21 protein-coding genes and 1 tRNA gene are annotated in these 21092 nt (G+C 63.3%); 13 read left to right on the top strand and 9 right to left on the bottom strand.

From position 1 onward, the window contains the following. Nucleotides 1-50: 50 nt before the first annotated feature. Complete coding sequence (locus tag P2T60_RS15830; RefSeq protein ID WP_276280202.1) at nucleotides 51-1010, bottom strand: transcriptional regulator; 960 nt, start codon at nucleotides 1008-1010, stop codon at nucleotides 51-53. Nucleotides 1011-1160: 150 nt separating this feature from the next. On the opposite strand from P2T60_RS15830, the gene P2T60_RS15825 reads away from it, so the two are divergent. Beyond that, nucleotides 1161-2468 (top strand): tRNA(Ile)(2)-agmatinylcytidine synthase, encoded by a 1308-nt coding sequence (locus tag P2T60_RS15825; protein WP_276280201.1) that lies wholly within the window; start codon nucleotides 1161-1163, stop codon nucleotides 2466-2468. A gap of 93 nt (nucleotides 2469-2561) precedes the next feature. After that, nucleotides 2562-3227: a DUF3800 domain-containing protein gene (locus P2T60_RS15820; protein ID WP_276280200.1), complete on the top strand. Its 666-nt coding sequence runs from the start codon at nucleotides 2562-2564 to the stop codon at nucleotides 3225-3227. 143 nt (nucleotides 3228-3370) lie between these two features. Here the strand turns inward: P2T60_RS15820 and P2T60_RS15815 are convergent, their stop codons facing one another. Continuing rightward, nucleotides 3371-4498 (bottom strand): threonine synthase, encoded by a 1128-nt coding sequence (locus P2T60_RS15815; RefSeq protein WP_276280199.1) that lies wholly within the window; start codon nucleotides 4496-4498, stop codon nucleotides 3371-3373. 3 nt (nucleotides 4499-4501) lie between these two features. Further along, nucleotides 4502-5458, bottom strand: coding sequence for a succinylglutamate desuccinylase/aspartoacylase family protein (locus P2T60_RS15810; RefSeq protein WP_276280198.1), 957 nt, complete (start codon nucleotides 5456-5458; stop codon nucleotides 4502-4504). A 146-nt stretch (nucleotides 5459-5604) separates the two neighbouring features. Between P2T60_RS15810 and P2T60_RS15805 the strand changes: the two genes are divergently transcribed. From P2T60_RS15805 to P2T60_RS15785, 5 genes are all read left to right on the top strand, one after another. Next, the gene (locus P2T60_RS15805) at nucleotides 5605-5736 is read left to right on the top strand and encodes a hypothetical protein (RefSeq protein ID WP_276280197.1); all 132 of its coding nucleotides are present in this window, start codon (nucleotides 5605-5607) and stop codon (nucleotides 5734-5736) included. Between the two features lie 207 nt (nucleotides 5737-5943). Further along, entirely contained in the window at nucleotides 5944-7263 is a 1320-nt protein-coding gene (locus P2T60_RS15800; protein ID WP_276280196.1) for an MFS transporter, read from the top strand. A gap of 252 nt (nucleotides 7264-7515) precedes the next feature. Beyond that, nucleotides 7516-7641, top strand: coding sequence for a hypothetical protein (locus P2T60_RS15795; RefSeq protein WP_276280195.1), 126 nt, complete (start codon nucleotides 7516-7518; stop codon nucleotides 7639-7641). Nucleotides 7642-7769: 128 nt separating this feature from the next. Further along, on the top strand, nucleotides 7770-8036 hold the full coding sequence (locus tag P2T60_RS15790) for a DUF7536 family protein (protein WP_276280194.1): 267 nt from the start codon (nucleotides 7770-7772) through the stop codon (nucleotides 8034-8036). 85 nt (nucleotides 8037-8121) lie between these two features. Continuing rightward, a complete protein-coding gene (locus tag P2T60_RS15785; protein WP_276280193.1) occupies nucleotides 8122-8460 on the top strand; it encodes a DMT family transporter in 339 nt (112 codons plus the stop codon). 63 nt (nucleotides 8461-8523) lie between these two features. On the opposite strand, the gene P2T60_RS15780 is transcribed toward P2T60_RS15785, so the two are convergent. Continuing rightward, complete coding sequence (locus P2T60_RS15780) at nucleotides 8524-9741, bottom strand: potassium channel family protein (protein WP_276280192.1); 1218 nt, start codon at nucleotides 9739-9741, stop codon at nucleotides 8524-8526. A gap of 351 nt (nucleotides 9742-10092) precedes the next feature. On the opposite strand from P2T60_RS15780, the gene citZ reads away from it, so the two are divergent. From citZ to P2T60_RS15755, 5 genes are all read left to right on the top strand, one after another. Continuing rightward, nucleotides 10093-11232: a citrate synthase gene (gene citZ / locus P2T60_RS15775; protein WP_276280191.1), complete on the top strand. Its 1140-nt coding sequence runs from the start codon at nucleotides 10093-10095 to the stop codon at nucleotides 11230-11232. A gap of 1354 nt (nucleotides 11233-12586) precedes the next feature. Continuing rightward, complete coding sequence (ilvA, locus tag P2T60_RS15770) at nucleotides 12587-13798, top strand: threonine ammonia-lyase (RefSeq protein WP_276280190.1); 1212 nt, start codon at nucleotides 12587-12589, stop codon at nucleotides 13796-13798. Between the two features lie 45 nt (nucleotides 13799-13843). Continuing rightward, on the top strand, nucleotides 13844-14224 hold the full coding sequence (locus tag P2T60_RS15765; protein WP_276280189.1) for a Rid family detoxifying hydrolase: 381 nt from the start codon (nucleotides 13844-13846) through the stop codon (nucleotides 14222-14224). A 1-nt stretch (nucleotide 14225) separates the two neighbouring features. Further along, nucleotides 14226-14438 (top strand): DUF7981 family protein, encoded by a 213-nt coding sequence (locus tag P2T60_RS15760; RefSeq protein WP_276280188.1) that lies wholly within the window; start codon nucleotides 14226-14228, stop codon nucleotides 14436-14438. A gap of 189 nt (nucleotides 14439-14627) precedes the next feature. Further along, a tRNA-Ser gene (locus tag P2T60_RS15755) sits at nucleotides 14628-14709 on the top strand. 304 nt (nucleotides 14710-15013) lie between these two features. Here P2T60_RS15755 and P2T60_RS15750 read toward each other — a convergent pair. Continuing rightward, nucleotides 15014-15586 (bottom strand): hypothetical protein, encoded by a 573-nt coding sequence (locus P2T60_RS15750; protein ID WP_276280187.1) that lies wholly within the window; start codon nucleotides 15584-15586, stop codon nucleotides 15014-15016. Between the two features lie 217 nt (nucleotides 15587-15803). On the opposite strand from P2T60_RS15750, the gene P2T60_RS15745 reads away from it, so the two are divergent. Further along, a complete protein-coding gene (locus P2T60_RS15745; protein WP_276280186.1) occupies nucleotides 15804-16334 on the top strand; it encodes a hypothetical protein in 531 nt (176 codons plus the stop codon). A gap of 1 nt (nucleotide 16335) precedes the next feature. On the opposite strand, the gene P2T60_RS15740 is transcribed toward P2T60_RS15745, so the two are convergent. From P2T60_RS15740 to pstC, 4 genes are read right to left on the bottom strand one after another with little or no spacing between them, the layout of a single operon-like run. Further along, nucleotides 16336-17358, bottom strand: coding sequence for a phosphate signaling complex PhoU family protein (locus tag P2T60_RS15740; protein WP_276280185.1), 1023 nt, complete (start codon nucleotides 17356-17358; stop codon nucleotides 16336-16338). A gap of 5 nt (nucleotides 17359-17363) precedes the next feature. Then, nucleotides 17364-18275 carry a phosphate ABC transporter ATP-binding protein PstB gene (pstB, locus tag P2T60_RS15735; protein ID WP_276280184.1) on the bottom strand — a complete coding sequence of 304 codons (912 nt, stop codon included), beginning with the start codon at nucleotides 18273-18275 and terminating at the stop codon, nucleotides 17364-17366. Beyond that, nucleotides 18272-19906 carry a phosphate ABC transporter permease PstA gene (pstA, locus tag P2T60_RS15730; protein ID WP_276280183.1) on the bottom strand — a complete coding sequence of 545 codons (1635 nt, stop codon included), beginning with the start codon at nucleotides 19904-19906 and terminating at the stop codon, nucleotides 18272-18274. The genes pstB and pstA overlap by 4 nt, the downstream gene beginning before the upstream one ends. After that, the gene (pstC, locus tag P2T60_RS15725; RefSeq protein WP_276280182.1) at nucleotides 19906-21036 is read right to left on the bottom strand and encodes a phosphate ABC transporter permease subunit PstC; all 1131 of its coding nucleotides are present in this window, start codon (nucleotides 21034-21036) and stop codon (nucleotides 19906-19908) included. Before pstC ends, pstA begins: the two co-directional genes overlap by 1 nt. Nucleotides 21037-21092: the final 56 nt, after the last annotated feature.

The following is a 21092-nucleotide window of genomic DNA, read 5'->3' as shown; positions in this document are numbered from 1 at the left end:
TATTTAAAATGTCTGCTAGCTTCTGGCCGAGGAAAATGGCTGTAACAGAATTACGCCGGTTTCTCGCCGCGCTCCCGAATCAGGTCCCGCAACTCGTCGGGGTCGTCGATGTCCTCCAACTCCTCGCGTTCGACCAGTCCGGTCCCGTCCACGCTCTCGCGCTTGGCCTTGTCAACGAAGTAGACCGAACGCGTCTGGGCGACTTCGCCGATGGACGACATGATGCGGGCGCGCTTCTCGGCGGCCTTGGTGAACGCCGAGTGGCCCGTCAGGACGTTCTCCTCGCTGGAGTTATCCTCGCTGACCGTCTTGAACGGGGCGCGGACCGTCGGGTGGACCTCGAACCCGGCGCGGGTCAGCACCGTGACGATGCGTTCGTCGTCGCTCTCGGGTTCGGGGTCCTCTGGCGTCGGGTCGCCCTCGCGGACCTCCTCGGCCCCGTCGAGTACGTCCACGGGACTCGTGAGGTCGCCGTCGAACATCTCTTCGAGTTCGAGCGCAACCTCGACGCTGGCGTTCATGCCGTCCTCGTACTTCGAGACGGTGCGCCGCGAGACGCCCAACTCGGAGGCGAGGCGGCCGAGACTCCAGTCGCGGTCCTCGCGCTCGTCGCGGAGTACGTCGCCGTCGATGTTGACGTAGAGACCGCCCGGCGCGGCGTAGACCAGCGGCGACATCCCCTCTACGAACAGTTCCATCGCGGTGTCGGGACTCAGGACCGGAACGCCGTGGCGGAAGTAGACGACGCCGGGTTCCAAGTCCTCGTCGCGGGTCCGAAGGCCGACGACGACCGGCGTGGCGTTGAGGTAGTCGCCGAGTCGCCGCATCTCCAGTCCGGTCGCGTCGTCGAACGCGTCCACGTTGGCGAGAATCTTCAGTAAGAGCAGGTCGCGGCCGCGTCTCGCCGCCACGTCGAAGCTCTTGGGTCGAATCGCGCACCGGTCGCTAACGGCGAACCCCGCGTCCTCTAACATCGCGGTTACGTTCCCGACCAGTGCAGACCGGGACATATCCGCATGTAAGTGATTCCCCTATATATACATTGTGCTGACTACACCCCGACTACTGCTTGCGATTGGCCGGGTGACGAGCGATAGCTTGATAATGGAAGATGGAGGCGCTCCGAAAGTCGTTAATCCGACACGGCCCAAGCGACGGCAGTGACAGTACTCGGCGTCGACGACACCGATTCCCGCGAGCGCGGGATGTGTACGACTTACCTCGCGGCCGAACTCGCCGACCGACTCCGAGAGCGAGCGAGCGTCGAGCGACTGCTTCTGGTCAGACTCAACCCCGCAGTCGAACACAAGACCCGCGGGAACGCGGCGCTCGCGGTTCACACCGACGCAGACCCCGAGACGGCCTTCGAAATCGCCCGCGAGGAGATTGCCCGAGTCGCCGAGACCGACGACCCGCGGACGAACCCCGGACTCGTCGTCGCGCCGGGCGACCCCGAGGAGGTTCCGGAGACAGTCGCGGACTTCGCCCGTCGAGCGGTCCGGGACCACCTCGCGGTCGAAGACGCCGAGCGAGCAATCGAGACCGCGGGCTACCGGAGCGCCGGGTGGAAGATGGGCCGGGGAAGAATCGGCGCGCTGGCGGCGGTCGGCGCGTGGTCGGCGTTCGGTGGGCAGTCGGCGGTCGGCGGCGATTCCGACGGAATCGCCGCCGATTGGACCTACGAGTGCATCTCCTACCGGGACCCCGAGCGAGTCGGCACGCCCCGCGAGGTGGACGCCGAGTCGGTCTTCGACGCGGCGAACGCGGCCTACCCCGCGGCGTGGGACACCGTGGACCGCGAGACGGGCGAACTCGTCTGCGTCCCGCACACGCCCGGCCCGATTCTCCACGGCATCCGCGGCGACGACCCCGAAACGGTCCGGGAAGTCGCCGAGACCATCGAGAGCGAACCGGTCACCCGGCGCGCGCTCTTCGTGACTAATCAGGGCACCGACGCTCACCTCCGGGACGCCGACCTCGCGGACGCCGAAGACGGCCGGGCCTACCGCGTCGAAGGCACGGTCGCCGAGACCCCCGAAACCCGACGCGGCGGCCACGTCTTCTTCTCGCTCCGCGACGGCGAGGAGACCTTGCGGTGCGCCGCCTTCGAGCCTACCAAGCGATTCCGGGACCGAGTGCGGAACCTCCGGCCCGGCGACCGAATCACGGCCTGCGGCGAGGTGTCGGAAGGTACCTTGAAACTCGAAAAGTTCGCGGTGCGGGAGTTGGACCGGACCGAACTCGTCACGCCCGACTGCCCCGACTGCGGCCGGTCGATGAAGAGCGCCGGGGCCGGGCAGGGCTACCGATGCCGGGACTGCAAGACGACCGCCGACGGGAAGGTCGAGCGCGAGGTGGACCGAGCGTTAGAACTCGGCTGGTACGAGGTACCCCCGGAGGCGCGCAGGCACGTCGCCAAACCGCTGGTTCGCGGCGGGTTCGACGCGCCGACGCACCCCGAGAAGTAGACGACAAAGATGGACCAGCTAAAACGATAGCGTTCGAATTATAGTCGAAATCGCCGATTTAATACGTCGGGTGTTCGGACTCAAGTGTGTCGAATGCACGCGTATGGAGACGAGTCTGGACATCTTCGTAGTTTGCTAAACGAGGATAGCGATGTCTTCGTCTTAGCAGTCGTCGCAGGGGAGAAATACAAGTGCAGTAGCTGTCCAAAACGAGCGGTGCGACGGGCGAGCGACCTACGAGAAGCGAAGTGGAACGACATGTCCGAACAGGAAAAGCGGAGGGTAATCGACTGTTTTAGCGATGAGGCTAGAGATTTACACTTCGTGTGTATCGTTCTCGAATCGAGCAACTTGCGAGCCTTGTCGAACTTGTATCTTCTCTATCAAGACCGGACGTTCGAGATTTCGTGGGATTTGGCCGTTATAGCACTTGGTTACTCACTGGTACTCTCTCCAATCGTCGAAAGCGCGAACACGAATCTCTCATTTACCTTCGACAGACTGTTCGGAACGAAGCAGTCAAATCAAATTGTTCAGCGACTCGGCGACGAACATCCCGAAATAGAAGTTCAGCACGCCACGTCTCACGGAACGACAGGGATTCAAGCCGCAGACTGCATCGCAGGTGCAGTGGCGGATTCGTACCGGAACGGCCGAAATTGGTTCGAGGGAACGAACGTAGACGTGAATTTTCAGACGAGGGAACTGCTGACGCGAATGGACCAGTTGCTACGAGACGAGAACAAAACCGGCCCGTGATTGGCCTTCCACCCACTCGCCCGAAGGCTAGGTGCTTTTAACACCGATGCAGGGGCATCGACCGCTCACGGCGTTATCGGTCCGAGTGCATCTACTATCGGCAAGCTTGAAAGAGTAACGATTTCGTGAATTTCGACTACAGCTCACGACTTCAGTCCGCTCCCCGTCAGCGGCACCACCACCTCGTCTTCGGCGTCGAGAACGCCGCGCTCGCGGAACTCCGCGAGCGCGGCGGGCGCGACTGCGGAGGTGGGTTCGACGTAGAACCCGCCGCGGCGGAGTCGGTCCAGCGCGTCAGCGACCGGTTCGGCGTCGAGCGCGATGGCGTCCCCGCCGGTCTTCTCGATGGCGTCGAGAATTTGGCCCTTCCTCGCGGGGTCGAGAATTTGGATGCCGTCCGCCACGTCGTTGGTTCGGCCGTCCTCGCTCCCGTGGAGTTCCGCCGCAATCGGCGCGTAGCCCGCGGCCTGCGCGCCGAGCAGTCGGGGAATCCGGTCGGTCCACCCCGCCTCCTTCAGCGCGCGGAAGCCCCGGTAGGCCCCGAGAAAGAGCGTGCCGTGACCGAGCGGCGTGACCACGGCGTCGGGGACCGCCCAGTCGCGCTGTGCCGCGACTTCGAAGGCGAAGGTGGCCGTGCCCGCGAAGAACGCCGGGTTCCACGCGTGACTGGCGTACCAGCCTGCTCGCTCGTCCGATTCGACTGCTTCCACGCAGGCGTCGGTCACGTCCTGTCGGGACCCCTCGACTCGGACCGGAGTCGCGCCGACGCGCTCGATTGCCGCAATCTTCGACTGCTTGGCGTCGGCCGGGACGTAGATGTCGGCGTCGATTCCGGCGCGGGCGGCGTACTGGGCGATGGCCGCGCCCGCGTTGCCCGACGAGTCTTCGACTATCTTCTCGACGCCCAACTCGGCGGCGCGCGAGAGGGTCGCAGTCGCGCCTCGGTCCTTGAAACTCCCCGAGGGGAAGACGTACTCCAGTTTGAACTGGACGTTCCGGCCCCAGTCGTCGGCGTCGGGAGTCTGAAGCGGCGTGAATCCCTCGCCGAGCGTCACGCGAGGCGAGACCGGCAGAAAGTCCTCGAAGGCCCACAGGCCAGCGCGGGCGTCCAGTTCGCCGAAGTCGGGCGCTGGACCGTCGGGAGTCGGAGAGTCGGCGAAGTCGAGAGGGTGGCCGCACGCACAGCGCCACGGTTCGTCCGGTCCGGCGTCGTAGGTCCGGCCGCAGTCGGGACAGGTGAGGTCAGATGGGGAAGAGGAAGATTCCGGCATCGCTCAGAACTCGTCTATACCGGTGCCGACCGAACAGACGTACTCGCCGGTCGCCACCTGCGGGAGGCGGCGCGAGCGCCAGAAGATGCCGCCGTCGTCGGCCGTCACCTCGGCCTTCAACTGGCCGAAGGGGTCGGTGACTTCGAAGAGTACCTCGCCAGCATCGACCACTTCGCCGAGGTCCTTCCGGAACCGGACGAGTCCGCCCGCGGGCGACCCGTAGCGGTCGAACCCGGTGGCGCGAATCTGCGAGTCGAGGGTCACGTCGCCGTCGAGGAAGCCGTAGTACTCCAAGACGTTGAACACGCCTTTGACGCCGTAGCGAATGGACTCTTCGTCCCATCCGACGCATCCGCCGAGTTCGGGGTCGATGGTCGGGATGCCCTCGTCGGGACCCGCGCGAGCGAGTTGGCCGTCCGGTCCCTTCTGGTCCAAGACGTGGCCGCAACCGAACACCTTGGCGAGTTCGAGACAGTCGTCGTGGAGTCGGTGGCGCTTGCCACACCGGACCCGGACCTCGTTGAGCATCCGACTCGTGGACCCCTGATGCAGGTCCAAGATGAGGTCCGCGCGGGACGCCGCCCCGAAAGTGGCCGCCGCGATTCGCTCGCTGGAGGTCCCCGACTCGTCGCCGGGGTAGGTGCGATTCATCTTGGTGTCGTCGATTGGGTTGCGGTGTTCGGCCACCTGAAACGCGTGGTAGTTGACGATACCGACCACGAGAATCGTCCCCGAGAGGTCCTCGGGCGGAATCTGCGGGACGACCCGCTGGAGGACGCCGAGTCCGTTCAGTTCGTCGCCGTCGCTGACCGCCTGCACGTACAGCGTCGGCCCGTCTTCTACGCCGTTGATGACCGCGACCGGCAGACCGAACTCGCCGCCGTCGCGCGTTTCGCCGACCTGCAACCGCCCGGTGTCCATCTCGCCGGGGGCCGCACTCGCCGTTCCGAGCGTCTTCATTACCCATAACGGACGCCTACACGCCCTTTAGCGGTTCGGTCTAGACGGACTGTACGAGCGGTGGAACCGCGGCGAACGAGTTCGACGCCCGTAAAAGTAGGAAATTTTTAGTAAATTATTCCAACGTACTCTCGGAACGGAGACGTATGGTCACCGATTGGCTCTCCCGACAGTTGAAGCAACGACCGACAGTGGCCCAAAGCGTGTTCGTACTCGGACTGTACCTCTCGACTATCGTCACGTCGGGATGCGTCAACTGTTCGACCACCGGACCGTAGCCACCTCGAAGCGTTTTAGAGCAACCTTCGTATCGGTCTAAGAAATTTATAGAAGTCTTTGGGACGTGTTTATATTTCTCTAGAGACCGCTCCGTCGAGTCAGACGGTGAGAGCTACTGTCGTCACCGCATCGCTACCGATTCGACTATGGGCGTCTATAGATGCCCGACCCCGGAAGTTTTGACGACCGACTCCGACCACTCCCACATGGCGACCGACCGAGAGCGAGCGGACCCCTTCGCGGCGTTTCGGCAGTTTCTCGCGCTGGAACGCGACGTACTCGTCCTCTCGCTGGCGATGTTCGCGTTCAGCCTCGGCTTTCAGATGACCGGCCGGTACATGGGTCGGTACTTCGAGGTTCTCGGTGCCGGGAGCGTCGTCATCGGTCTCTACGGGAGTCTCGGCAACCTCGTCGGCGCGGTGTACCCCTATCCCGGCGGAGCCATCTCGGACCGAATCGGCTCCCGGTCCGCGCTGACCGCGTTCGGTCTCGCCTCGACGCTCGGGTTCCTGCTGTGGTTTCTCGCGCCGACGCTCTCCGGCTTCCCGGTTCCGGGTTGGACGTGGCTCTTCGTCGGTCTCCCGCTGGCCCAAGCGTGGAAGTCGTTCGGACTCGGCGCGACGTTCGCCATCGTCAAGCAGAGCGTCCCGCCCGAGGAGTTGGCGACGGGGTTCGCCAGCACCGAGACGTTCCGCCGGACCGCGTTCCTGCTCGGTCCCCTGCTCGCGGCGGGCGTTCTCGCGGTCTACGAGTTCGAAGTCGGCTTCCGGTACGTGCTGGCGGTCGCGGCCGGGTTCGGTCTGTTTGCGACCGTCGCTCAGCACGTCCTCTACGACGCGAGCGAGGACTCCTTGGGCAAGTCCTTCGAGGGCGTCAAGCAGATTCTCGCCGACCTCCGGGGAACGCCCGCGGTCCTGCGTCCCCTGCTGGTCGGCGACACGCTGGTCCGATTTGCGAACGGGATGGTGTACGTCTTCGTCGTCCTCGTGGTGACGAACGTGTTGGAGGTGAGCGCGAGGCTTCCGGTCGTCGGGTTCCTCGGACCCGACGCCTTCTTCGGGGTCCTGCTCGCCGTCGAGATGGCCGTCGCGCTGGTCGTGATGATTCCCGTCTCGAAGGCGGCCCGGCGGTTCGGTCTCAAACCGGTCGTCGCGCTCGGGTTCGTCGTCTACGCGGTGTTCCCGGCCCTGCTGGTCAACGCGCCCGACGGCGGCCTGACCGTGGCGGGCGTATCGCTGTCGGAGACTGCGCTAGTCACGCTCCTGTTCGGTCTCTCGGGTCTCCGGTTCGCTGGCCTGCCCGCGCACAAGGCGCTCATCGTCGGCCCGGCCGAGGAGAACGCCGCTGGCCGGGTCGTGGGGTCGTACTACCTCGCGCGGAACGCGGTGGTGATTCCGAGCGCGGCCGTCGGCGGGTGGCTCTACGGCGTCTCGCCGGAGTTGGCGTTCGGGTCGGCGACCGCGGTCGGACTGGTCGGAACTGGGTACTTCCTCGCGTTCGGGAAGGAGTTGCCCGCGTATCGGTGAGTGCTGTCGGTCGAACGTCTAGTCAGTCGGGACCAGAGAAGGAAGTATGTTCCCTGACTCGGACTCCCCACTGGCGTAGCCAGTGAGTTGCCCCTGCCAGATGTGGCGACGTGTGAGTGTAACATTCGGCTCATTATAATAGTAACGGTTAGATGGAGGAATTCCGGAGATATTTTTATTATAGGATATATAGTCATATACGCCGGGGTGGTAGCCTCTGCCAGATAGTGGCGAAGCCCCGGTCGAGGAAGTATGTTCTCGAACGACGAAGACGACACGGCAGTACCCGAATGGCTTCCCAAGTGGATACGCGTATTGGCGTACGCTCTCATGGCGGCCTACTACGGAGGACGACTCGTCCTTCTCGAAGCCGAATAGGGGAACCCACCCCGGACCCTCTCGTTTCGAAGATTCCGACATACGAAATGAGAGGGGTCTCGAATGGTCTTTCGCACGCGCTCCCCCGAATCGACGCGCCTTTCATCCGACCGGCCCAACCGTCGAGCGTGTCCGGAAACGTCCCCGAGCGCCCGCGGGCGAACTTCGTCGCGGCGCTGAACGTCCGGCGGAACGCCGTCCGCGGGTTCGCGTTTAGCCTGCTGTTCACCGTGGCGGTCCTCGCGGTGTTCGTCTTCCTGCCGGGGACTCGTCGGCCGACGCCGTACTATCTGGCGCTCGCGTTCGTCCTCGTCACGTCGCTGGGGGCGCTTGCGACGACGGTGCTGACGCTGATTTCGGCGTATCGGTTGGCCCGCGAGACGGACCCCGACTGAACCCCGCGGCAGAGCCTCCTTCGGAACGGAGTCGGCGAGAACGAAAGTGGAATATTGATAACCGCACTCGGAGTCGAATCGACACATGCGAGAGTACCTCTATTTGGGCGCTGCCATCGTCGCCGAAGTCACCGGAACGACCGCACTCAAGTTCTCGGACGGGTTCGAGAATCTGCTTCCGACGCTCGTCGTCGTCGTCGGCTACGTCGGGTCGTTCTACCTCCTGAGCCTCACCCTGCAAGACCTTCCGATCGGACTCGTGTACGCAACGTGGTCCGCGGTCGGTATCGTGGCGGCCGCAGTCGTCGGCGTCGTGCTGTTCGACGAGTCGGTTGACGTGGCCGGGATGGTCGGCATGGCGCTCATCGTCGGCGGCGTTCTCGTGTTGAACCTCCTGTCGGAAACGTACGCGCCCAACCACTAAGCGCATTCCGCCGCCGCCACACCGACTCTTCGGCCTATCCCGAAAGCGAGTCCCCAGTCGGTCTCACTCCGCCGAGTACGCCGCGCCCGTGAGTTCCGCGAGTCGCTCCGCACCGGAACGGGTCCCCTTGGCGATGAACACGTCGCCAGCGCGCAGTTCCGTCTCCGGTCCGGGTTGAATCACCCAGTCGCGTTCGCCGTCGGCCGAGCGCCGGACTGCGATGACGCGCATCCCCGTCTCGGTCTTGACCTCTCGGTCGCCCAGCGTCACGCGGTCGAACTCGCTGTTCGGGGCGACCGTGAGGCGGACGATTACCTCGTCGCTCTCCTCGACCGCCTGCTCCACGACCGGGTGGGTTCCGAGTCCGCGGAGGACGCCCTCGCTGATTTCGACCGCGGCGTCGCTGACGACTTCGGTGGCGTTGGCGAGGTGGACCAGTCCCCGGAGCGACACGGGGTCGTCCACGCGTGCGGCCGCGCGAAGCGTCCACGCCTCGAAGCGCGACTGGAGGGCGTCCACCTCGGCCTCGAGTTCGACCACCTCCTCGGCGACTTCCGCGCTGTCGAAGAGGACGCTCCCGTAAGCCAAGTCCACCGCGAGTTCGCTGATGTTCTTCATCAGGACGATGGAGTCAACGGCGCGTTCGAGGTCCTCTATGGTGGGTTCGGGGGATTCGGGCGGTCGGTAGTCCTCGCCGGTCGTGCGCCGGTACACGTCGGCGATGCCCTCGTCGGGGCCGCGCAGGAGCAACGAGTCGCCCGCGCGGAGTGCGGTGTCGCGGTCGGGATTCGGTATCCAGTCGTCGGCGCGGTGGATGGCGATGACGCGCACACCGGTCTCCGTCTCGACGTTGAGGTCGCCCAACGTCCGGCCCGTGAGGTCGGAGTCGTCGGCGACTTCGGCGCGGACGAGAGTCTCGACTGCTTCGGGGAGGGCGGCCCGCATCGCGTCGGGCAGGCCGATGTCCTCCAAGACGACTTTGGCGATGTCGCCCGCGGCGTCGCTTATCTTCTCGGCCGCGCCGACGACGCCGAGGACGGGCGCGAGTTGTTCGGCGTCTTCGGGGCTTCTGGCAGCCATCAGGAGGCTCATCCGGGCCTGCATCTGGAGTACGTCCATCCGGGCTTCGAGGTCCAGCACCTCGGCGGCGATGTCGTCGCTCCCGTTGAGGACCGCCGAAAACGAGAGGTCGATGAGCAACTCGGCGGTGTCTTTCATCTCCGCCAGCACCGCTTTGACGCTGACGGGTTCGTACTCCACGTCGCCGCCGGGCGGGTCCATACCTCGGTGTTGTGCGCCATCCGGTAAAAACGTTCGTCGGGTCGCTTCGGGATGGGGTTCGCGCGTCGAGAACGTTTAGGTCTGTCTCGCGCGGGCGCGGCGCACGAGCGCCGCGCCCGTCCACGGGAGGGCGTCGAACGACAGTCGGTACTGCGAGAATAACAACCGCTTCCTATGCTTTCCAAACATAAATACGGCGTAAGCATCAATACACGATGCCCGTCGGGGCGTCCGGCTACGGGTTTCAGTCGCCGCGAAACGGTCGGCGACGCGAACGCCCGTTCGATGGGAACGTCGCAAAAGAGAAACGAAAGATAATGCTTTTCCGGGCTTGCCGAGAAGTATCAGGGTATGTCAGAAGAGGTCAAGAAAGGGCTGGAGGGCGTCGTCGTCGCAGAATCAGGACTCAGCTTTATCAATGGCGACGAGGGTCGCCTGATTTATCGCGGGTACGAAATCGAGGACCTCGCCCGGAACGCGAGTTACGAAGAGGTTCTCTATCTGCTCTGGCACGGCGAACTCCCCACACAGGACGAACTCACTGACTTCACCGAGTCGATGGCCGCCGAGCGACAACTCGACGAGGACGTTCTCGATACGGTGCGCAAACTCGCCGAAGTGGACGAGGAACCGATGGCCGCGCTCCGGACCGCCACGTCGATGCTCTCGGCCAACGACCCCGACGACTCCGAGGCCGACCCCACCGACCGCGAGGTCAACCTCCGGAAGGGCCGTCGCATCACGGCCAAGATTCCGACGGTCGTCGCCGCGTTCAAGCGCATCCGGAACGGCAACGACCCGGTCGAACCCCGCGAGGACCTCGGCCACGCCGAGAACTTCCTCTACATGCTCAACGACGAGGAACCCGACGAGGTGCTGGCCGAGACGTTCGACATGGCGCTGGTCCTCCACGCCGACCACGGCCTGAACGCCTCGACGTTCTCCTCGATGGTGACCTCCTCGACGCTCTCGGACCTCCACAGCGCGGTCACGAGCGCGGTCGGCACGCTCGCCGGACCGCTCCACGGCGGCGCGAACGCCAACGTGATGAAGATGCTCAAGGAGATAGACGAGAGCGGCAAGGACGCCAAGACGTGGGTGGACGACGCCCTCGAACGCGGCGACCGCATCATGGGCTTCGGTCACCGCGTCTACAACGTCAAGGACCCCCGCGCGAAGATTCTCGGCGAGAAGAGCGAGGAACTCGGCGAGGCGGCGGGCGACACCAAGTGGTACGAGATGTCGGTCGAAATCGAGGAGTACATGCAGGAAGAGAAGGGTCTCGCGCCCAACGTGGACTTCTACTCGGCTTCGACCTACTACCAGATGGGCATCCCCATCGACCTCTACACCCCCATCTTCGCCATGTCGCGGGTCGGTGGCTGGATTGGCCACGTCCTCGAACAGTACGACGACAACCGCCTGATTCGGCCCCGCGCCAAGTACACCGGCGCGAAGCAGGCCGACTGGGTACCCATCGACGAGCGGTAAGACCGCGAGCGAACTTATTTCCGAAAGCGGTCGCTTGAACGCGACTCTCGAAAGCTTCGTTCCGCGTGACAGTCGGTTTACGCGGAGTCGTCGTCGGGTTCGCTGTTTGCTACGAAGTGGATTTCGTACCCCTCGTCCGAATCGTCTTCTTCGTCAGTCATGTTTTTAGTTTACTCGTCAGCATACAAGTACCTTCCGCAGATTAGAGCTATTGCGACGACTATGACGACGAGGTAATCACCGTAGTCGGGATAGTCCTGAATTAGCGCCCGAGGAACGAGGGCTGAAAAGAGAAGAATTGCGGCCGAGGAGGACCAGAGTGCGTCCCGAAAATACCGGACTCCATCATCGTAAGATTCTTTGCAATATTTAACCATTTTCTTGAAAGAAATCATGAGATTACGATAGTGTTCTGCCATATCACCGCCATTATCCACTAAATCCCCAATTTGCTCGTCGGCACCCCGGACCAATACCGTTCGTGAACTCACGGGGACGGTAGACTTGGAGGCAGTGCCAAAGAGAAAGCAGTAGGGCCCCCAAGCCAGCGATAATCAATGGAATGCCACGTATCTGTTGGGAGAGACTCGTTCCAGAAACGACGATACTGACCGCGAGAATATCGATTTTCGCTAAATCTATCGCACGTTGGTTGAGTTCGTGATGGTCCGCAAGCTGGTTTTCGACCGTATTCTGAAGTTCCTCGTATCCGGACTTATAAATTTCCGCCTCCTTGTCACTGTTCATGGGTTATCACGGGTTATATTGTGTCCATGGTAGAATTCCGACGACTGTTTCCAAAACCGACTTCTCGGAATTTGACACGTTGGATGAGACTTAGGAAGCACAGTAGTTAAAATTGACTAAGTAGCTACCAGATTTTGTGACAACTGACTGTCCAACGTTCCCGAAACGGTAAGGGAAATGAATATATTCAGTACCGCGTCATATGATTTTACGACGGAATCGGATTGACTACGACCTCCGAACACCCATCAATTTATTTACACTACCGCGCGCGAGATTTTACCCCGGTAAGAGCGCGGATTAATGTGGTCGAGTTTATAAATAGTTCGTCAGATGAAGAAAAACGGCCATTAGCTTTACGTGCCGAAAATCGTGTGCCGTCCGTCAGACAACCGTCTTATCCCGCCGCCTTCTTGCGATTTTACTTTCACCCCGTGGACCGGGGCTTTAAGTATCTGCGTTCATTGGGTCTAACTGCGCGTCACACGCTTCGCGCCCACTTCCCCCTTTCCCCCCTGTTCCACCCACCGAGAGTCGTGACTGTCGAGTCGGACGGTCCGACGGCAGTTGAAAAAGGGTTAAACAGATACCGGGACTACTTCGTGCCATGGTAGCTCTCTCGGACGTTCTCGACGCTCGGGTGCGAGTCGAAGAGACGGCCCGGCGGACGCCGCTGGACTACAGTCACACCTTCTCGGACATGACCGGCGCGGAGGTCCACCTGAAACTGGAGACGCTCCAGCGCACGGGGTCGTTCAAGATTCGGGGCGCGACCAACCGCATCAAGACGCTTACGGACGACGAAAAATCTGCGGGCGTCGTGACCGCGAGCGCGGGCAACCACGCGCAGGGGGTCGCGCTCGCGGCGACGAAAAGCGGCGTGGACTCGAAAATCGTGATGCCCGAGAACGCGCCCATCTCGAAAATCAAGGCGACCCGCGACTACGGCGCGACGGTGGTCCTCCACGGCGACGACTACAACGACGCCCAAGCGAAGGCCCACGAACTCGAAGACGCGGAGGGCCGGACCTACGTCCACGCGTTCGACGACGAGATGGTGATGGCGGGACAGGGAACCATCGGTCTCGAAATCGTCGAGGACCTGCCGGACCTCGACACGGTGGTCGTCCCCATCGGCGGCGGCGGTCTCATCTCGGGCGTCGCCACCGCCGTCAAGGAGCAGAAACCCGAAGCGCGGGTCGTCGGCGTGCAGGCCGACGGCGCGTCGAGCGTCGCCACGTCGCTCGACAAGGGCGAGATTCACGCGCTCGACTCGGTGGACACCATCGCGGACGGCATCGCCACGCGAAGCGTGGGCCAGCGACCCTTCGACGTTATCGAGGAGTACGTGGACGAAGTGGTGACGGTCTCGGACTCGGAAATCGCCGTGGCGGTCACGCACCTGCTCGAACGCGCCAAGACGCTCGTGGAGGGCGCTGGCGCGGTGCCACTGGCGGCACTTCTCGGTGGGGCCATCGACTACGACGACGACGAAATTATCGTCCCGGTTCTCTCGGGTGGTAACATCGACATGAACACGCTCACGACGGTCATCATGCGCGGACTGGTCGAGACCGGCCGGTACGTCAAGATTCGCACGGTCCTCAAGGACCGACCCGGCGCGCTGGGCGACCTACTGGAAATCATCTCGGACATGCGGGCGAACATCTACGGCATCCAGCACGACCGGACCTCGCGGGACATCGCCATGAACGCCACGGAAGTCGAGTTAGACCTCGAAACCCGCGGGCAGGACCACGTGGACGAACTGCTCTCGGCGCTCCGCGAGGAAGGATTCGACGTGGAGATGCTGGCGTAGGACGCTCTTGCCCAAGTTTAAGTTGCAGGGCGAGAAGTGTTCGGTATGAAGCGCATCATCAGCACGCAGGACGCGCCCGAGGCGGTCGGCGCGTACAGTCAGGCGACGACCAACGGCGACATGGTGTTCACCGCGGGCCAGATTCCGATGACGCCGGACGGGGACCTGCTGGACGACGAGGAAATCGCGGTCCAGACCCGCCAGAGTCTGGAGAACGTGAAAGCCATCCTCGAAGAGGAGGGTCTGACGATGCAGGACGTGCTGAAGGTCACGGTGTTCTTGGACGACATCGAGGACTTCGACGAGATGAACGAGGCCTACAAGGAGTACTTCCAAGACAACCCGCCCGCCCGGAGCGCGGTCGAAGCGGGCAACCTCCCGAAGGGCGTCGGCGTCGAAATCGAGGCCATCGCCACCAGCGAGTGACGTGACGCTGGAGTCGGGTCCGATTCGCCCCCGCGTGAAGGCCAGCGTCCTCTGGGGACTCGTCGGCGTCCTCGCCTTTCTGGTCGCCCTGCAGGGGTACGAACTGGCGACGGGGTATCGCTACTCGCTCGCGGTCAAGTTCGGCGCGGCGCTCGCCGTCGGCGTCGGCGCGACGGGCCTGTCGTATCTGGCCGAGGGACGCCTGTTCGGGTGAGAGGGCCGTCCGAACCTACGTCTCGTTCTTCTTTTCCGTTCTTTGAGCAATCTTTTCCATTGGGAAAGAAATCTTTCGGTTGGTTTGGACGACGGTCGCGCCGCACGACGGCCGCGGGCGGGGCCGATGGCCCCGCCCGCCGCTCTGAAGGGAAGGGTTTAAGCGCAGGACGGAACTACCATCGTCCGGGCCGGGATGGCCGAATGGCAAAGCGCACGCCTGGAAAGCGTGTCCCCTTACGGGGTTCTGGGTTCAAATCCCAGTCCCGGCGTATTCTCCTGCGAACCACACGGCGAGCGCCTCGTGCGCTCGCCTCTCCGTGAGCAGGAAATCGGTATCGAACTGGGATTTTAACCCCTGCGAGTCGCACGCCCGGAACGGCCGCAGGCCGCACGCCCGGACCGTCTCGCTCCGGGTTCAAATCCCAGTCCCGGCGTATTTTCCTGCGAACCACACGGCGAGCGCACGAGGCGCTCGCATCGGCGTGAGCGGACCGAGGGCCCGCTCTCGACGGTTCAGTAACTACGGTCCCCGAGGGACCGACCGAAGTCGTGGAAGTCTGTCGGCCGAGACGACTACTCGTTGCCGGTCGGCGTCTCTTCGTTTGCATCCTGCTCATCGAATCGAGGTGTGAAAATCATCCGAGGGACGACGCCGCTGTAGGAATTCGATAGCAGGTCCCCAATCGGCGTGATGACGTGTTGGAGGATGCCCGACTCTAAATGATAGATAAACTCCTCGTCGAGTGCTTCGTAGCCGTTCGCGTCCCACGTCTCGATGTACTCCTCGAAGCGGGAGTACGGTCCGGAGACGAACACGATAGTTTCCATACTCGCCTCGCCGAACTGCTCCGTTTCGTCCTCGCCTTCGACCTGCCACGGGGCGTTCCCCTCGGTGAACAGTTGCATGTCGAGTGACGCTTGACAACGGAATCCGCCCGCGTACTCGTTGTACTCGGGGTCGGACATCTCGAAGTCCATCGCTACCTGACCGGGGATAGTTTCCCCTTCTTTCGGTTCGATGTCGATGTCTACCCCTTCGACGTAGTAGTCCGGGACGGGAAGGTCCTGAATATTTCTTGATTCGAGGGGCAGATATTCGTTTGGATTCCCGGCTGGGAGCCAGTTGTTCGAGGTCGTTCCCTCCAACGTGGTGCGGACAGTTGGAAGCGATACTCAGAGAGTCAAGTTCACTTGACCAACTGTGTTAAAGGTATCGTCCGACTGGGGGGAGACGATAGTCGAGCGATTCCCCGACGGTTTCGACGGTGCAGTAGACCGAGTAAACGACTTTTCGGACAAAGCACTCTACCCGTATCTACACGTTCACATCTTTGGCCCTTACGTCGGCGACAGTCACGCTTACTTGACCGAGCTCAAGTTACGACTTCAGAGTCACGGGTTCGAGTCTGCCAAGCTCTGTACCGACCGGAACGACGAGTGTCCGGACGGATACGACGAGCAAGAGCGGCGCGAGTTCTGGTGGCAAGTGAGTAGAGACTTCCTCGAACACGCAGATGTAGCCGTATTCTTGTTCTTAGACGACGTTCCCCGGCGTTCGGAGTTACCGGAACTGGCGTTCGGCGAGCGCGGGCAATCGGACCGCGACCGACTGCCCCAAGACATCAACATCTCCGTCGATTCGGAGTTGGACTACTGGCTGGACGAAATCGACCGAGAGCGAGAGCGAACGCTCGTACTCTTCGAGGAGTCGTGTTACGAGGAGATGGGAGGTCTCACGTCCGCGAAAGTGAGTACGGAAGGAGTCGATTGGGGAGTCGTACCCTCCGAAGACGTGGAAGAAGCGACACTGGAATCCGTGGGTCGGTGTCAAAACTGGGCGATGAACCAGTGTAAACCGCGGCTACAGGACCGATACTTCGCCGACCGTTCCTGACTTACTCCTCGCGCAGGCCCATCTTGAGCGCCCGCTCCGCGATTCTGCCGCCGTGGTCGGCCGTGCGGTCGAGCGCGTCGAAGAGCAACGCGGCGTAGTAGGAGTCGATTTCGTCGGCGTCGTAGGACGGTCGTTCCAACAGGTCGAAGTCCTCGGCGAGGGTCTCACACCGGTCGAGCGCGTCGTAGGCAGTCTCTGGCTCGCGTCCGTTGATGGTCGCCTCCACCGCGCGTTCGACCACGGTCCGAGAGCGCCGGGCGTAGTCGGCTAACTCCGATTCGGCGGTGCCGGTCGGCGGGTCGTCGAGTTCCAGCGCGACGGCCGCGATTCGCTCGGCGCACGACGCCACGCCTTCGAGTTCGCGGGCGATGGCGTAGTAGTCGAGCGCGGTCCGGCGGTCCACGTTCGGGCGGTTCGGGCCGCGCGGGAGACCGATTCGGCGTTCGACGCACCGACTGACCAGCGCGAACTGGCGGTCCACGTCCTCGGGTTGCTGGAGGACTTCGCGGGCGCGGTCCGAGTCGGCGTCGAAGAGGGCGTTCGTGGCGCTCCGGTGCATCGAGAGCGCGACGTACCGGAGGTTGAGGACCGTCTGGCCGACCGAGAGTCGTTCGGAGCGCCGCATGCTCCGGAACGTCACCGCGTCGGTCGATTCGTCGTCGACTTCCAAGCCCACGAGGTCGTTGCCCGCCGTGGTAATCGCCCGGCGCTCTGCCGACGTGAACCGGTCGGTCGTCCGGAGCGTAAACCGGTCCTCGCCCGCGACGTAGAGGGCGTAGACCACCCACGGGAGGCGGTCTTCGGACAGGTCGTCCACCGAGAGGTCGGGAGCGGTGGTGCCGTCACTCCGTTCGCAGGTCCGGAGTATCAGCGTCCCGTCCTCGTGGGGGTAGAGGAACACCTCGTTGCCCGCTTCGAGACCGTGGTCGGTCGCCCACTCCTTGGGGAGCGACACCGTGAACGACGACCCGCCGACCGACTGGACCTTCCGAGAGATTTCGGTCTCGGTTGTCGAACTGCTCATCGGTATCACCCGAACTTCCCGGTGATGTAGTCTTCGACGCGCTGACTGTTGGGGTTCTCGAAGATTTGGTCGGTGTCGCCGTACTCGACCAGTTCCCCGCCGGTGAGGAAGACGGCGGTCTGGTCGGAGATACGGGCGGCCTGTTGCATGTTGTGGGTCACGATGACGACCGTGTACTCCTCGGCGAGGTCGTGGATGAGGTCCTCGATTTTGGCGGTGGCGATGGGGTCGAGCGCGGAGGCGGGTTCGTCCATCAGGATGACTTCAGGGTCCACCGCGAGACACCGGCCGATGCACAGGCGCTGTTGCTGACCACCGGACAGGCCGAGGGCGTTGTCGTCGAGTCGGTCGCTGACCTCCTTCCAGAGCGCCGCCTGCTTCAGCGAGCGTTCGACCAGTTCGTCCTCCTTCTCGGTGTCTGCTCGGCCGAGCAACCTATCGAGGAGTCCGTCGTCGATGTCGCCGTGCTTACGCGGGCCGTAGGCGATGTTGTCCCGGATGGATTTGGGGAACGGGTTCGGGGCTTGAAACACCATGCCGACGCGCTTGCGCAGTTCCACGAGGTTTACGCCGTCCTGATACACCTCGTCGCCGTCGAGTTCGACCGACCCCTCGACGGTGGCCGAAGTGATGCGGTCGTTCATCCGGTTGAGACACCGCAGGAACGTCGATTTCCCGCATCCCGATGGTCCGACGAGCGCCGTGACGCTCTCTTCGGGGATGTCCATCGAGACGCCTTTGAGCGCGTGGTCGTCGCCGTAGTACACGTCGAGGTCCTCGACGCAGAGTTTGGGCGCGCCGTCGAACTCGTAGTCGGTCCACTCGTCGCGCACCTGCTCTTCGGACTCGCCCGTCGTGGTCGAAGGCGACGTGTCGGTACTGCTGTCGGTTCGGGATTGAATCGTACTCTCTGTCATTGGTGTAGCTTTCTTCGGAAGTAGTACCTCGTGACGATACCGACCGCGTAGAACGACAGCACGACTGCGAGAAGTACCAGCACTAGACCCCACGCGAAGTTGTCGGGGCTATCGAGCGACGGCCCCTGCACGCCCGCCGTGATGAGAGCGTACACCTGATACGGGAGCGCGCTGGTCGCTTGCAGGAGTTCCGGGTTCGAGACGAACGGCGGGGACGCGGTGAACTCGAAGCCGCCGATTACGTCCACCGTCTGGTTTCCGGGGACGAAGGTGCCACCGGCCATCGTCAACAGGATGGGTGCAGTCTCGCCCGCGATGCGGCCGACGCCCAAGATGACGCCCGTGACGACGCCCGGAAGCGCCGCCGGGAGGACGACGCTCCGGATGGTCTGCCACTTCGTGACCCCGAGGGCGGCGCTCGCGTCCCGGTACTCGTCGGGCACCGAGAGCATCGCCTCTCTGGACGTGATGACGACCAGCGGGAGCAACATGAACCCGAGCGTCAGCATGCCCGAGAGGAGCGACTTCTGGCCGCCGAATCGCGGGATGAGGAAGGCGTACCCGAACAGGCCGAAGACGATGCTCGGCGTACTCCACAGGCCGTTAGTCGCGATTTCGATGATTTCGGTGAACCGGCCTTCGTCGGCGTACTCGCTCAGGAATATCGCCGCGCCGACCCCGAGCGGAACCGCGAACAGCACGGACCCGACGACCAACCACACCGTGCCGACGATGGCGGGCAGAACCCCGTCCACCTCGGCCAGCAGTGAAACGCCGTTCATGAGGAACGGCCACGAGACGGGCCAGACGACGGTGTAACTGAAACCGAAGAGACCGATCGTCGTCTCCGGTCCGGCACCCGAGCCAATCGTGATGCCCTCGAAGACGCCCGGAGCGCCCTTCACCGTCACGAACGCCACGAGTCCGACGAGGACGGCGATGATGGCCGAGGCGTTGAGGTAGATGAGGACGTGCGCGCCGACGTGACGCCCGCGAGCCCCGAACCCGCCGTAGGCTTTCGCGGCCGACCACCCAGTCACCAGCGCGCAGAACAGGACCACGGCCGGGACGACGAACCGCGGGAAGAACGTGGCTCGAAGCCCGTTCGGTGCCCACGTCCAGTCCGGGCCGATGGTGCCAGTGAGGAAGACGAGACCCGCGAACACCGCCAGCGCGCCCGCCGGAAGCGTCGAACCGATGTCCTCGCGCGGGACGACAGTCGCCGCGAACGCGACTCCCGCGCCGAGAAGCGCGACGGCGAACCAGCCGACCGACCCGAGACCGAGCGTCTGGGACCCGACCAGTCCGCCGACGACGAACCAGATTCCGGCGAAGGCCGTCGCCGCGACCAGTCCGGCGTCGGCCTGTGGTTCCGTCGAGACGACTCCGAACCGGGAGCCGACGCCAAAGCCGACGACGGCGAGTCCGATGAGCGCGAGAAGCGCCCCGAGTATCGTCGTCATCTGGACGCCCGCGAGCGAGTCGGTGATGGTGAGTATCTCGAACTGGGCCGCCAAGCCGAGCGCGAACAGCAGGGCCGAGAGTCCGACCGTCGCGGCCGCAGTCGCCTCTACCGTCGAGGTCCCCTCTCGAACGAGGTTGCCTCTTTCGTCGTCAGTGATGCTACTCATTACTCGTTGCCCCCGAGTTTCTCGTTCATTCGTTTCTCGATGAGTTGCGAACCCACGCTGAGAAACAGGACCGTGACGAACAGCACGACCCCGGCCGCGAACAGCGCGTTGAACTGGAGTCCGTGAGCGTTACCGTACCGGGCCGCGATGAGCGACGTGAGCGTCTCGTAGCCGTAGAAGACGTTGTAAATCGGGTCGGGGAGCGCCGGACTGTTCCGGAGCATCACCGTCGCGGCCATCGTCTCGCCGATGGCGCGCCCGACGCCCAGCAGGACCGCGGCCGAGACGCCCGAGAACGCCGCCGGGAGCGTTATCGAGGACATCGTTTGCCAGTCGGTCGTCCCGAGCGCGAGCGACCCGCTCTTCATCGACTCAGGCACGCTGTTGAGGGCGTCCTCGGCGACCGAGACGACCGTCGGGAGCGACATCAAGCCGACGACGATGCCGACGAAGACGTAGGTTCCCTGTCCCACGAGGTCGAACTGGTCGCTCGCCCACGGACTCAGGATGGTGAATCCGATGAACCCGTAGACGATGGAGGGGATACCGGCCAGAATCTCGACGCCCGGTTTGACGAGTTCGCGCACCGTCGGCGGCGCGATTTCACTGATGAAGAGGGCGGCCGCGACCCCGAGCGGTCCGGCGACTAACGTCGCAATTATCGTCACGACGACCGTCCCGTGAATCATCGGAACCAGCGAGAAGCGTTTCTGGTTCACGGGGTCCCAGAGCGTCTCCGTGAACAGTCGGAGACCGGGGACTCCCACGCCGAACACTTCGGCGGTGGCGTACTCGAAGGCGGGCCACGCTTCGAGGAAGATGAACACCGTGATGAGTCCCAGAATCAGGATGGTCGAGACGGTCATCGTCAGCGTCAGCGCGTGTGCAGTCAGTTCTTGGTGACGGAACCAGCCGTAGCCGACTGCCACCAGAAACGCGGAGAAGGCGACGACCGTCAGAGGGGACACCACGAGAAATCCGACGAAGGTGCCCAACAGCGCGAGCGAGGCGACCCCACCGGCCGCGAGTGCGCTTTCCTCGGTGTCCTCGACGAATTCACGCGCCTCCGTCAGCTTTCGCTGGAACGCCCCACGTAGTCCAGTCGAGTCAGCTTCAGTCACAGATGCCATTTTGTGTACTAGTATCGAGGTAGTTCGAAAACGGAACGACGAAGTTCACACCGGCG

Origin of the sequence: Halorussus caseinilyticus (genome assembly GCF_029338395.1) — an archaeon.
GTDB lineage: Archaea > Halobacteriota > Halobacteria > Halobacteriales > Haladaptataceae > Halorussus > Halorussus caseinilyticus.
The sequence above is the reverse complement of the archived record's forward strand: the minus strand, read 5'-3'. Positions and strand labels throughout refer to the sequence as shown.